This is a genomic window from Boudabousia liubingyangii (genome assembly GCF_001907245.1).
Classification (GTDB): Bacteria; Actinomycetota; Actinomycetes; order Actinomycetales; family Actinomycetaceae; genus Boudabousia; species Boudabousia liubingyangii.
Map to the genome: position 1 here is coordinate 419,843 of NZ_MQSU01000003.1, position 12,974 is coordinate 432,816.

Here is a 12,974-nt window from a genome sequence, read left to right on the forward strand (position 1 = left end):
GCGCCCTCGTAATGTGGAAAAGGCGAAACGGGGAAAAGTTACTTGGTATCTTCTTCCGGCGGAGTCATCTGCGGGATACCCGGGGCCAGATCGCGACTCAACTTCAAAGCACGCATCTGGGCCGTATCCAAACAATCGTCCGCATACTCAAGCGTAGAGGTAATCAAAGCACGGGAATCTTCCTCATCATCCTCATCTGGTTCACCCAGATTACGACGGCGAGGAACCTCCGGAGTGTCTTCCTTCGGCTCTTCCTCGGCCTCAGTTTCCTGGCGCTCTTCAAGGTCTTCAACCTCTTCCAGCTCAGCCAGTTTCGCAAGCTGATCCTCAGAGGGGACATGACGCAGATCAATACCCTGTACCGGGGTCGCGGATTCTTGATCCACCGTCGGTACCGGGGCTTCAGAGGCTACCTGGGCGGCAGCGGCGGCTCCCACGGAAAGCTGGTCATTCGCTCCCTGCTCTTTGACGGAAGCAGAATCAAAATAGGATTCATCCTCAAGTCCCGAACGTAAGGAATCGCCATCAGAAGGAGCCTCAGAAGAATCCCCGACAGGAAGCTCGCCAGAAACCGGCTCCGGTTCGCGAAGTGCCAGGTCCTGCTCAATATCGGTCATCTCCAAAGAGGAAGCGGCTACCGAACCAGAAGTCACCGGAATCTCATCGGTGACAGCCTCCGGCTCGCGCACCTTAACTGGGGCCGAATCATCCAAGGCTGAATCAGCTTGGGTCGAATCAGCCGAGGCCGGGGTACTTGAGGGTGAATCCGTACCAGTTAGGGAAGCAGTGGCCGTAACCGAAGCTGAATCCTCACTGTCAGAAGTAAAAGAACCTCCCTCAGAAGTGCTAAAGGAAGCCATAGGGTGGTGGCCCAACTGGCCCTCTTGGGGGTCGGTAACGGCGACGGCCGCAACGGGGCGGGCCAACGGGTCAGAAAGCTCGTCCGAAGGATCCCCGGAAGGAGTGGGCAGATGAGCCTCAGCGATCTGCTCAGAGACTTCCTCGGGAGCGAAAGATTCAAGTTTCGTGCGGACCTTGGCCAGTTCCGCCTCAAGGTTTTCTTTGGCACGATCTTCCCACTGGGTACCAAGGGGAGAAACGAATAGGGGACGGCGGGCCAGCAAGTGCTCAATAATGACGGCTCTAGCGGCGTAGAAACGAGGAGCGGGAATATGCGCATATTCCTCGGCAATTGCCTCAGTGTATTTGCGGTAGTCCTGCGGGGGAGCGGCCAGCATGGAAAGCTCCGCATCGACCAGCACCGAAGCGTCAGTGTCATCTTCGGGGGCCTGGTGCTTACCGAGGGTCATAATGAGGGAGGCAATACGTTCAGTATTTTCTTCCGGTACGCCCAACTCGGTTAGGTCCGCTACCGCGAAATCGGCCGAGGGGGCCATGACCTCTCCCGCTTCACCCGAATAGGCTTCCGATTCAGCAGTGTTAAAGACCGCGCCATGGTACCAAGCGGCCATGCGGAGCATTTCAGGATTGTGGGAAGCGGAAATAATTTCATCCAGGGAGGCCAAGGTATTAATCAAGTGCCTTTGGTTGTGGAAGATGCGTTCGGGTGCGGACCAGCGCTCGATTAAGGCTCGGCAATGTTCCACCAGCGTGTCTTTATCCGCCGTTGCGCCGATAGCCTGCGCTGAACGAACATACGCAGATACCAACCACTGTGGTGCGTCACTGACGCCCATAACTGACACCTTTCGTTGCCTACAGACCAGACCATCTTAAGCCGGTTAGCGACTACATGCAGAACCTAGCACCCCAAATAAGTGAAAGCGGTCACTAGAAACGTTAACATAGTGGAAGAAAAATGCCCAAAGGCCCAGAGAAGAACTACTCTCTAAAGTAAAGATTCAAACGGAACCTAGAGAAAAACATAGCGCGCCCTATGCCACCCAGATGGGCCCGGCAGTGGCACTTATCCAAACCCATAAAGGAATCAAAATGACCCAGAAGGGGATCCTGAAGCACCTAGACCTGGACTATCAGCCAGTTTCTCCCGAACTTACCAAAGTTCGTTTGCTGGTGGCGGTGTTCTGGACTCTACTGCCGGTTGCGATATTGCAGGTCCTAGCTTGGCTTTTCACCCCTCGTTTTGGGCTGTGGTTTTGGATTCTAATGGCGGTCAGCCTAGTCTTCATCGGGATTCTTCTATGGCTACTGTGGTTGATTCCCCGGCAGGTGCGCGCCCTGGGCTACACGCTCACGGAAACCGAACTGTACCTAAAACGTGGCGTCATGTTCCAGCGAGTTACGGTAGTACCCTATGGTCGAATCCAGTACGTGGACCTTTCCCAAGGCCCCATCAATCGCCATTATGGCCTGGCGAAGGTAGAGCTTAATACGGCCTCGGCTACTAGTGACGCGACGGTCCCGGGACTACCAAAGGCGGAAGCGACCCAGATTCGCCAGCGTCTTTCCCAGTACGCAGAAAACCAGATGGCGGGTATCTGATGATCGAAAACGATCCGGATCGCAACTGGCAGAAGGTCCACTGGATCTCTCCGCTAGCCCGCACGGGTAGCTTCCTGGTGCTAATCCTGACTTTCCTTATCTATCAGCAGCGTGAACTGCTGGTCCAGCTCTATCAACTTCTTAGCACTTCTGATGGCCGCACCTTCCAGATCGCACTCTGGAGCACTATCGGAGGCATTCTGGGCGTGCTACTGCTGTTCCTGATCTATTCCTATCTGGCTTGGCGGCGCATGGGCTATGCGCTGGAGGGGGACAGCGTCCATTTCCGCAGCGGCATCATTTTCCGTAATGAACGCCAGATCCGTTACTCCCGGATTCAGGCGGTGGACATTACGCGCCCGCTGCTTTCCCGCCCGCTGGGTCTGGGCGTCCTAGATATCGAGGCCGCCGGAGACGGGGATTCCCATATTTCTATCGCCTACTTGAAGGTGGATCAGCTGGCGGATCTGCGCACGCAAGTACTTACCCTTTCCGAGGGCGCACAGGCCGCCCCGGGGCAGGCTCAAGCCGGCCCGGCTCAAGCCAACCAAGCCCGTATCGACCAGGCTAGCATCGACCAGGTCCAGCCCGATCCCGAGGCCGCCCGAACCCTTCCCGCCGCCACCTTGGAAACAGCGGCTCCCGTCGCGGGAATTCGTACCGTGACAGGCCGTGGCCTAGCCCGGGATGAACAAGAAATTGGCTTCTATCGATTGCCCGTAAAACGCCTACTAAAAACCATCGCGCTCAGTTTGACCTTCATAATCGCCCTGATTATGACTATCGCGATCATCGTGATGCTGGTACTCAGCTACGTGATCCCCGAACGACAGCTTGTCTTCCGCGGTATCCTAGTCGGCCTCTTGCCCTTCTGGCTGCCTTACTTGAATGCCCTGTGGAAAACCTTCAACACGCACTACCACTTCATGGCGAATGTCGGAGTCAAAGGACTGCGCCTGCATCAGGGCTTTACCAAGACTGAAAACCAGACCCTGCCGCCCGGGAAAGTCCACGGCATTGAACTCAAGCAGCCCTTCCTCTGGCGACTAGGTGGCTGGTGGGACCTGCACCTGAGCGTCGCCGGCTTCTCCCGCGGGGAAAACACCCAGGCCTCCCTAGGGCTAGTGCCGCTAGCGCCAGCTGCCACCCTCGAAGAAATCCACCGGACCCTGAACCTGCTAGTGGGGGACCAGCCCATTAGCGACCCCGAAAAATTCTGGCATGACGCCCTCTACGGCTCTAGGGAAGAACCCAGCCAGTTCGAGGTCGCCCCGGCCGCCTCTCGCATCTTCGACTGGTTTAGCTTCCGCCGCAACGCCCTATTCCTAAACGAACAGATCGTGGTCCTGCGTACCGGCTGGCTCAACCGCCGGGTAGGGATCCTCTTTGTGGAACACATCCAGGGGCAGTACCTAGCGCAGGGCCCCTGGCAGCGCCGCCGCGAACTGGGGACCATCCAGTTCGCTACCGTCGCCCGTGGAGCTACCGCCCGCAAGGCTAAGAACTTCGGGGCCGAGCAGTGCGCCCGCTGGTCCGGGCAGATCCTAGAACGCGCCATGGGACCGCGCCGTACCGGGATTGCGAATCTATGGCACCAAAAAGCCCTTGAAATGGAAGCCCAAGCACCTAAGGGTGAGCATTAAGACTAAATAAAAACCTACCAAAACCCACTCTGAGCAGGTAGGATAAAGGCCGTGAAAACTAACGAAGAAACCAAAGTAGTCCACACCCGCGCGGACCTACGAGCCGCGATCAACGAAAGTCAAACCCGAAAAGGCGGCAAAGTCGCCCTCGTCATGACCATGGGTGCCCTCCACGAAGGCCACCTAGACCTAGTACGTCGCGCCCACGAACTAGCCGACACCGTAGTGGTCTCCATCTTCGTTAACCCCCTCCAGTTCGCACCCGGAGAGGACTTCGACGCCTACCCGCGCACCCTAGACGCGGACGTCGAAAAACTACAAACCGTAGGTAGCCAGATCGTCTTCGCCCCCAGCGCCGAGGACGTCTTCCCCGGTGGCGCTCCCGCCATCACCTTCAACCCCGGCCCCGTCGGCCAGATCCTCGAAGGTAAAACCCGCCCCACCCACTTCGCGGGCGTCCTCCAAATCGTCAACAAGGTCATGAACCTAGTCCAACCCGACTACGCGCTATTCGGCCAAAAAGACGCCCAGCAGCTAGCCATCATCAAGCAGATGGTCCGCGACCTAGACATGCAACTAGAGGTCGTAGCCGTACCCATCCGCCGCGAAACCGACGGCCTAGCCATGTCCAGCCGTAACCAGTACCTAAGCGAAACCGAACGCGAACAGGCCCTAGCCCTATCACGCGCCCTCGAAACCGGACGCGAAGTAGCCGCCCGGACCGCCTCGGCCGCCGCCGTCGTAGACCGCGTCGAAAGCGAACTAAGCCAGGCCCCCGGCGTGAAACTAGACTACGTGGCCCTAATCGACCCACTAAACTTCACCCCCATCCCGGAAGGCCAGCGCGCCACCGGCGTCCTAGCCGTCGCCGCCTGGGTGGGCAAGACCCGCCTAATCGACAACACCCTAGTAGTGGTAGGTAAATGAAACTACGTAAACCAGCCCGCTTTGCCGGCACCACCCGGGTAATGGCCTGCGGAAAAATCCACCGCGCCACCGTTACCGAAGCCGACCTAGACTACGTCGGCTCCATTACCATCGACCAAGACCTACTGGACGCCGCCGATATCTTCGTGGGCCAGAAAGTCGACATCGTCAACGTCAACAATGGTGCGCGCCTAAGCACCTACACGATCGCCGGCGAACGCGGTAGTGGCGTCATCAAAATCAACGGCGCCGCCGCCCACCACGCCAACCCCGGTGACATTGTCATCATCATGGCTTACGCGCACGTCCAGGAAAAGTTCGCCCAGCAGATGGAACCCGCGGTCGTCCTCGTTGACGAACATAACCGGATCCTGCACAACGGCAACGACCTAGGGCAAATCCCCGCCAAACTAGGTAAGAAAACCGGCCGGCGCCCCGGCGGTAAAACCCCGCGCAGCTCCGGCACTTCCCAGCCGCAAGCCACGAACGGATCAGGGGCAAAAACCGCGGGACAGAAAGCCTCGGGCCGCCGCGGGATTGTTAACTGGTTCAAAAGTCGCGCTTAAAGCCTTTATTAGCTGAAATATTGCGCTAAACTGTGGGGCGTGAGTAACCAAGAAAATCTTTCCCCCCAGAATGACGAAACCCCGGAACAGATCCGTGTGCGCGCCGAAAAGCGCCTGCGGATGCTAGAAGCCGGCGTTAACCCCTACCCGGTCCAGTTGCCGATCACCACCTCGATCGCACAGGTCCGTAAGGATTTCGCCAACCTTGAAGCTGGCGACGAAACTGAAACTCTTGCAGGCCTAGCCGGCCGCGTGGTCTTCCTACGCAACACCGGTAAGCTCTGCTTCGTGACCCTACAGGACGGCGCCGGCCAGCGCCTTCAGGCCATGCTTTCCGCCGCGGAAGTGGGCCTCGAATCCCTACAGGAGTTCAAAGCGAACGTGGATCTAGGCGACCACCTGTACGTGTACGGTCGCGTGATCTGCTCACGCCGTGGCGAACTTTCCATTATGGCTCGCCCGGGTGAGGCCGGTTCCGGCGCTGGCACTTACGAGGTCGCTCCCGCCTGGGCCCTAGCCTCCAAGTCCGTTCGCCCCCTACCTAAGACTTACACCGCCGAAGACGGCACCGAGGTGGCCCTCTCTGAAGAGCAGCGCGTCCGTCGCCGCGAACTGGACATGATTATGCGTCCGGCCGCCCGCGACATGGTCCGCACCCGCTCTAAGATTGTGCGCTCCCTACGTCAGTGGTTCGATGAGCACGACTTCATCGAGGTCGAAACCCCCATGCTGCAGAACATTCACGGTGGCGCTGCGGCCCGCCCGTTCACCACGCACATGAACGCCTACGACACCGAACTGTACTTGCGTATTGCCCCGGAACTATTCCTCAAGCGCTGCCTGATCGGTGGCATTGAGAACGTCTTCGAGATCAACCGTAACTTCCGTAACGAGGGCGCTGACTCTTCTCACAGCCCCGAGTTCACCATGCTGGAGGCCTACCAGGCCTACGGCACTTACGATACGATCGCTCAGCTCACCCAGGACATCATCCAGAACGCGGCAATTGCCGCCACCGGCTCCACCGTGGTCACCCTGCCTGACGGCACCGAATACGACCTAGGCGGCGAATGGGACCAGATTGGCCTATATGAATCCCTCTCTGAGGCTCTAGGCCAGGAAGTCACCCCGGAAACCCCGCGTGAAACCCTAGAAAAGATCGCGGATGAACACGATGTCGAAATCGAAGACTACTACGTCAACGGTAAGATCGTGGAAACCATCTGGGAAGAACTAGTTGGCGACAAGCTCTACCGCCCCACCTTCGTGCGGGACTTCCCGGTTGATACCTCACCGCTAGTTAAGGCTCACCGCAGCCAGCCTGGCAAGGTCGAAAAGTGGGACCTAATCGTCCGCGGCTTCGAACTAGCCACCGGCTACTCAGAGCTCAATGACCCGGTCGTGCAGCGTGAACGCTTCGAACAGCAGTCTCTAGATGCTGCTAACGGTGACCCCGAAGCCATGGAAGTGGATGAAGAATTCCTTCAGGCCATGGAACAGGGTATGCCGCCGGCCGGTGGTATGGGCATGGGTATTGACCGTCTGATCATGGCGATCACCGGTCAGGGTATCCGTGAGACCATCACCTTCCCGCTGGTCAAGCGCCTCTAATAAAGTGACGACTTCCTAGTCGCTACGGGAAAGATTTCTTTTAAACCCGCTTGGGGTATGCACTGTCATAACCCAAGCGGGTTTACAATTCTCATTAGCTAAACTGAAGCCGAAGATGTTTTCCGCTGGTGCTGTCCTAAAGGAGCCCCTCTTGTCCGATCAAACCGCTGCCCGTCGTATTGCAGAAAAACAGGTTATTGCCGCTGAAGGCGACCTGGGCTATAACTGTCACCGCATCCCTGCCATGGTTCGCACGCCTAAGCACGGTTGGTTGCTAGCAGCCTGGGATGGGCGTCCCTTCGACCGCAGTGACGTGCCGCAGCCAAACTCGATCCTGCTGCGCACCTCAAAGGACCAGGGGAACACCTGGGAGGCCGCCCGCGTCCTGCACCAGGGGGTGCGTGAACCCGAAGAGCAGAAGGTCGGCTACTCTGACCCGTCCATGATTGTGGATGAAGAGGCCGGGAAAATCTTCATCATTTCCGTCCTCTGCTACGACGCCGGCTTCTTCCAATCGGTCCCCGGGGACGAAACCACGGACGACCCGCAGCGCCAAATCCTGCACACGATTGTGGTCGAATCGGAAGACGACGGCGAAACCTGGTCTGAACCACGAAAAATTACTTCAGCCGTAACCAAGGAACGCAGCTGGAAGTCACGCTTTGCGACCTCGGGACAGGGAATCCAGCTACGCTACGGGAAGCATCGCGGACGCCTGCTAACCCAGTTTGTGGTGGACGTGGAAGGTAGTGGCTTCCACGCGTACTCGGTCTATTCAGATGACCACGGGCAGACCTGGCAGGCCGGTAACCTTAGCGAGGTAGGTGCGGATGAGAACAAGGTTGTGGAGCTCTCTGACGGCCGTCTGCTGATGAATTCCCGGACCGCCCGCCTCGATGCCGGACGACTATTCGCCTATTCGGAAGACGGGGGCGAGACCTGGTCTAACTGGGAGGTCCGTACGGACCTGATTGACCCGGGAAATAACGCTGGTTTTGTGCGCGCTTACCCGTTTGCGCCGCAGGGTAGTGCGGCCGCGAAGGTCCTGTTGTTCTCTAATGCGAAGATGACCCGCATTAATGATCCGATTGAAAATACTCCCTGGTCTACGCGTCGCCATAACGGGCACGTGCGCGTTTCCTTGGATGATGGTCAGACATGGGACGAGGGGGTGCAGTTCCATCCGGGTGGGATGGCCTACTCGACCCTGACCGTCGTGGATGAGGGCCTGTGGGGCGTCTTCTTTGAGGCTGATGAGTACCAGAGTATGCAGTTCTTATTGATTGATGAGGGCTGGTTGGGGCTGGAGCGTCCTGAGGTCAAATAAAGGTATTTTGGGACGCCTTCCTAAAATGAGGTAACGAAAGCTCCATTTCTGTCATAATAGGCGGGTGAGTTTGTTACCTAAATATTTTTCGACCGAAAAACCCGGCACCGCCCCGGCACACCCCAAACCCCACGGCGTAAAAACCGGTGTTCTGCTGTTAAACCTAGGCACCCCGCAGTCGCCACAGGCCAAGCACGTGCGTCCCTTCCTAGCAGAGTTCCTCTCTGACCGGCGGGTAATCGAAATGTCCCGTGCGGCCTGGTACCCGATCCTCGGGATGATCCTAGCGGCCCGACCAAAGCGATCCGGAAAGCTCTACCAAAACATCTGGACCGAAGCGGGCTCCCCGCTGCTACTACAAAGTCAAGAAGTAGCCACAAAACTAGAAGCGGCACTTAACGCTGACCTAGAGGATGAAAGCGGACGCATACCTGTCCGCGCTGCCATGACCTACGGACAGCCCAGCGTCAAAAAGGTTATCGACGAACTAAAGGCAGAAGGCGTCGAAAAGCTAATCGTCCTGCCGCTCTATCCGCAGTACGCGGCGGCCTCGTCCGGGGCGGCACTAGACCAAGTCTGGCGTTACCTGCTGCGTTCTCGCTACCCGCTAGCGGTCCACAGTGTGCACCACTACGAAACCTTTGAGCCCTACCTAGATGCGCTAGAGCAGCAAATCCACGACTACTGGCAGGAACACGGACGTTCCCAAAAACTACTCATTTCCTTCCATGGGATTCCCTGTGCTCAAGATGAGGCTGGGGACCCGTACCGGGGACACTGCGAAGCCACCTTTGAGGCCCTAAAAACCCGGCTTGTCAAGAACCATCAGGCGAATCCTGACGATGTCCTGATGTGCTATCAGTCGAAGTTTGGGCCGGCCCCGTGGCTGACGCCGTCCACCCAAGACTTTTTCGCTAGCCTGCCCGCAGAGGGCGTTAAGAGCATTGACGTGATCTGCCCGGGATTCCTCACGGAGTGCTTAGAAACCCTGGAAGAAATTCAGATTACCGGCACCCATCAGTTCCAATCGGCCGGCGGGGAAGTGTTGCACTATATACCCGCTCTAGGGGCGAATGAAACCTGGGTTAAGCATGGCTTAGCACCCCTGGTTTTGGGTTGAAAAACTGCGGAAAAAGCTAAAAGACCGGTGGGCCCAATCAACAAGTTGACCAGGCCCACCGGCAATAAGCTTGGATTAGGTCCCGCAGCTACCAGCAAGCTTATGGGATCCAAGCCATGGGTAATGATATATCTAATCAGCGGATAATGACTACCCGCAGATTTCGGGGTCCGTGAACACCATCGACACGGATTAGTTCGATGTCAGAAGTGGCGGACGGGCCAGCAAACCAAGTCTGCGGTCGCTCCGGGTTCTGAGCCAACAAATCCAAAGCCTGCGGCACGGTCGGATAGATATCCTTAGCCCGCAAAACACAGATATGAGAGTCGGGAACGAGGCTGATAGCACGGCGTCCCTGATCACCCTCACCATCTAGGATGATGGTGCCAGAGAGGGAAATGCCACAGCGTGAACCGGTTAGAACCGCATCCACGGCATCCAGTTCATGGTTGCTTAGAGGAGCGTCACGGTGATCAACAACCGTTTCACGACCATCACGACCGGCAGCCTGGGCCCAAGCCTCAGGTAGTTCCGGCGGAAGCACGACGCGCTTCGCATCCAAAGCGCTGAGGTATTCGGCAATGGCGTCAGCGGCCTGGTCCTCATTAACTACCTTGACCTCTGCGGTGTAGTCGATCAGGGCTTCAACCATTTCTTCCACTACCGGATCAGAGCCGGGAGCGTTCTCAGTCTCACGACGGTAATCACGGGTCGGTTCGGGAGCCGGACCGTCCTGTGACTGTGCCAGTGCGGCCTTGATATTACCTAGGATTTCTGATTTTGCGTCCATCAGTGCTTCTCCTCTTCATGCTTGGCCCACCATTGGCGGAAGGTGCTTCCGGGCGGTGCCGGAATATCGCGAGCCCCAGTCCACATTGAGGCCGGGAAGGGTAGGGCGCCGATGCGCTTATCTTTGCCGGCCACAATGCGACCCAGCTTGGCAGCGCGTCCCGCGGCGGCGAAACGCTTGCCGTTGGACATAATCGGCGAGGTCGCAGCCATGGCCACATCCCACATATCCGGAATACCGCCACGGTTCGCATCCGTGATGCGCTGGCGTAGTCGCACTAGGGCGGACGGGATATCGATCTTGACCGGGCAGGCCTCGAAGCAAGCTCCACAGAGGGAGGAAGCGAAAGGCAGGGCCGAGTTCGGGTCGTGACGATCCGTGGTCCCGGTTAGCTGCGGGGTTAGGATGGCACCAATCGGGCCCGGGTAAACCGAACCGTAGGCGTGACCACCAACGTGTTCGTAGACGGGGCAGACGTTCATGCAAGCACCACAGCGGATGCAGTGCAGAGCCTGACGGCCAATCTCATCAGCTAGTGCCTTGGTGCGGCCATTGTCTAGCAGAATCAGGTGGAACTCCTGCGGTCCGTCTCCGGGGGTAACACCGGTCCAGAAGGAGGTGTAGGGGTTCATACGCTCACCGGTGGCCGAGCGCGGTAGCAACTGCGCGAACACTTCAGTGTCCTGGAACTTGGGAACGATCTTTTCGATGCCGACGACGGAAATGAGGGTTTCCGGTAGGGTCAGGCACATACGGCCGTTACCTTCAGATTCGAAAATACTGACGGTACCGGTTTCGGCGATCATCATGTTCGAACCAGAGATCGCCACCTTCGCCTCTAAGAACTTCTTACGCAGGTGTGCACGAGCTGCCATGGCTAGTTCGCGCGGTTCAGCGTTCAGGTTCTCTGGGGCATCTTCCATCCGGTTAGCAAAGATTGCCCGGATTTCTGCGCGGTTACGGTGAATCGCGGGGACCACAATGTGGCTGGGCATATCTTCAGACAGCTGGACGATCAGTTCGGCCAAGTCGGTTTCGAAGGCCTTAATGCCGTGCTCGTCCAAGTACTTGTTCATCCCGATTTCCTGGGTGACCATGGACTTGATCTTGACGACCTCTTTAACGGCCTTTTCTTCCAGGATTCCCAGGATGATCTGGTTGGCTTCTTCGGCGTTACGAGCCCAGTGGACAATGCCGCCACGCTTGGTGACGTTCTCTTCCATCTGCTGCAGTAGCTCAGGAAGATTAGACATAGCCTGGTGCTTAATCATCGAGGCGCTGTCGCGAAGCTGCTCCCAGTCGGGCATCTCAGAAACACGCACATTGCGCTTTTCACGAATCTTGGTGGTCGCATACTTTAGGTTGCGACGCAGCTGAGTGTTCTGCAGGTTGTCTGCGGCACCTGCCTGGAACTTGGGGCCCCAACGTAGCGGGTCATCAGGTTCCGGTACGCCCGGGGTCCAGCCTAGCTCGTTGGTGTCAACGACCTCGTGCTCACCGTGGCACCCGCAGGAGCCACAGCCGCCAAAAGCACTGCCCACGACGGGGAGTTTCTTTAATCCATCAGTCAACGACATGTTTTTCACACTCCCAACTTGGTGGTGTCTTCAGTGGGAATCCAAGGCTCATCCTTAGTGCCCGCTAGGACTTCAGCTAGGTGCATGGCGCGAATGCCGGCACGAATACGGGAAAGGCCGCCACCAATGTGCATCATGCAAGAGTAGTCACCAGCAACCAGGATCTCTGCCTTGGTGGACTGGATATTGCTCATCTTGTCGGCCAACATAGCGGTCGAGGTAGCCTGGTTCTTCATTGCGAAGGTGCCACCGAAACCACAGCAGGACTTTTCTTCAGGTAGTTCCACAAAGTCGATACCTTCCACGGCGCGTAGTAGGCGGTAGGGCTTGTCGCCCACCTTAGCGATACGCATGGAGTGGCAGGTGGGGTGGTAGGTGACGCGGTGGGGGAAGTAGGCGCCCACGTCCTCGAGTCCCAGAACGTCCACGATCAGTTCGGATAGTTCGTAGGTCTTTCCGGCGATCGCCTGGGCTAGGTTGCCTAGCTCGCTCTTACCGAACTCATCAGCGACCAGTTTCTGCTGGTGACGGATCGAGCCGGTGCAAGAACCGGAAGGCACCACGATGGCATCCCATTCGCCGTCTAGGACGGGTAGGAAGGTCTTAACGTGGTTTTCGACTAGGGGTAAGGCTTCTTTAAAGTAGCCCGTGTTCACGTGCATTTGTCCGCAGCAAGCCTGAGTTTCCGGGAAGACAACCTCGTGTCCGAGGCGTTCTAGCAGGTGCACCGTTGCTTGAGGAGCTTGCGGGAACATCGCGTCGCAAACGCAGGTTGCAAATAGAGCGATTTTCACTGTTCCTCCACCTTGAGTAGATTTCTTTATCTCCTTTAGCGTATGACTGTCATCAAAAACTGCCAAAACGATTTTTGGCCCCCGGGTCTGAGCCTTGAAATCCCGCGGGAAATGTGAAAAATAGGCAAATTGGTTAAGCGGTACCCAAACCGCGGT

10 protein-coding genes and 1 pseudogene are annotated in these 12,974 nt (G+C 57.5%); 7 read left to right on the plus strand and 4 right to left on the minus strand.

Features of this window, described 5'->3' with window-relative positions; all coding sequences use genetic code 11:
• Positions 1–38: 38 nt before the first annotated feature.
• Positions 39–1,697, minus strand: a complete 1,659-nt coding sequence (locus tag BSR28_RS06575) for an HD domain-containing protein (protein WP_073713694.1) — start codon at positions 1,695–1,697, stop codon at positions 39–41.
• Positions 1,698–1,953: 256 nt separating this feature from the next.
• Here BSR28_RS06575 and BSR28_RS06580 point away from each other — a divergent pair, with 256 nt between their 5' ends.
• The 7 genes and pseudogenes from BSR28_RS06580 to hemH all read left to right on the plus strand — a co-directional run bounded on the left by BSR28_RS06580 (position 1,954) and on the right by hemH (position 9,657).
• A complete protein-coding gene (locus tag BSR28_RS06580) occupies positions 1,954–2,463 on the plus strand; it encodes a PH domain-containing protein (protein WP_073713695.1) in 510 nt (169 codons plus the stop codon).
• Positions 2,463–4,106, plus strand: coding sequence for a PH domain-containing protein (locus BSR28_RS06585; RefSeq protein WP_073713696.1), 1,644 nt, complete (start codon positions 2,463–2,465; stop codon positions 4,104–4,106). Before BSR28_RS06580 ends, BSR28_RS06585 begins: the two co-directional genes overlap by 1 nt.
• Before the next feature lie 51 nt (positions 4,107–4,157).
• Positions 4,158–5,033 carry a pantoate--beta-alanine ligase gene (panC, locus tag BSR28_RS06590; protein WP_073709229.1) on the plus strand — a complete coding sequence of 292 codons (876 nt, stop codon included), beginning with the start codon at positions 4,158–4,160 and terminating at the stop codon, positions 5,031–5,033.
• Positions 5,030–5,437 (plus strand): annotated as a pseudogene (gene panD / locus BSR28_RS09195) (aspartate 1-decarboxylase); the annotation flags it as partial. The gene panC and the pseudogene panD, both read left to right, overlap by 4 nt.
• 201 nt (positions 5,438–5,638) lie before the next feature.
• The gene (gene lysS, locus BSR28_RS06600) at positions 5,639–7,210 is read left to right on the plus strand and encodes a lysine--tRNA ligase (RefSeq protein ID WP_233120624.1); all 1,572 of its coding nucleotides are present in this window, start codon (positions 5,639–5,641) and stop codon (positions 7,208–7,210) included.
• A gap of 151 nt (positions 7,211–7,361) precedes the next feature.
• Entirely contained in the window at positions 7,362–8,537 is a 1,176-nt protein-coding gene (locus tag BSR28_RS06605; protein ID WP_073713698.1) for a sialidase family protein, read from the plus strand.
• A gap of 64 nt (positions 8,538–8,601) precedes the next feature.
• Positions 8,602–9,657, plus strand: coding sequence for a ferrochelatase (hemH, locus tag BSR28_RS06610; RefSeq protein WP_143237615.1), 1,056 nt, complete (start codon positions 8,602–8,604; stop codon positions 9,655–9,657).
• A 136-nt stretch (positions 9,658–9,793) separates the two neighbouring features.
• Here hemH and BSR28_RS06615 read toward each other — a convergent pair whose 3' ends face one another.
• Genes BSR28_RS06615 through BSR28_RS06625 form a run of 3 tightly spaced genes read right to left on the minus strand, consistent with a single transcriptional unit; the run spans position 9,794 to position 12,818 of the window.
• Complete coding sequence (locus tag BSR28_RS06615) at positions 9,794–10,447, minus strand: LutC/YkgG family protein (protein ID WP_073713699.1); 654 nt, start codon at positions 10,445–10,447, stop codon at positions 9,794–9,796.
• Complete coding sequence (locus tag BSR28_RS06620) at positions 10,447–12,024, minus strand: LutB/LldF family L-lactate oxidation iron-sulfur protein (RefSeq protein WP_083563153.1); 1,578 nt, start codon at positions 12,022–12,024, stop codon at positions 10,447–10,449. The genes BSR28_RS06615 and BSR28_RS06620 overlap by 1 nt, the downstream gene beginning before the upstream one ends.
• A 5-nt stretch (positions 12,025–12,029) precedes the next feature.
• On the minus strand, positions 12,030–12,818 hold the full coding sequence (locus BSR28_RS06625) for a (Fe-S)-binding protein (protein ID WP_073709224.1): 789 nt from the start codon (positions 12,816–12,818) through the stop codon (positions 12,030–12,032).
• Between the last annotated feature and the right edge of the window lie 156 nt (positions 12,819–12,974).

What these genes read in the sequence shown, in the direction of transcription:
- BSR28_RS06575 (WP_073713694.1), bottom strand. Translation starts at nt 1,697, where the DNA reads ATGGGCGTCAGTGACGCACCACAGTGGTTGGTATCTGCGTATGTTCGT.
- BSR28_RS06580 (WP_073713695.1), top strand. Translation starts at nt 1,954, where the DNA reads ATGACCCAGAAGGGGATCCTGAAGCACCTAGACCTGGACTATCAGCCA.
- BSR28_RS06585 (WP_073713696.1), top strand. Translation starts at nt 2,463, where the DNA reads ATGATCGAAAACGATCCGGATCGCAACTGGCAGAAGGTCCACTGGATC.
- BSR28_RS06615 (WP_073713699.1), bottom strand. Translation starts at nt 10,447, where the DNA reads ATGGACGCAAAATCAGAAATCCTAGGTAATATCAAGGCCGCACTGGCA.
- BSR28_RS06620 (WP_083563153.1), bottom strand. Translation starts at nt 12,024, where the DNA reads ATGTCGTTGACTGATGGATTAAAGAAACTCCCCGTCGTGGGCAGTGCT.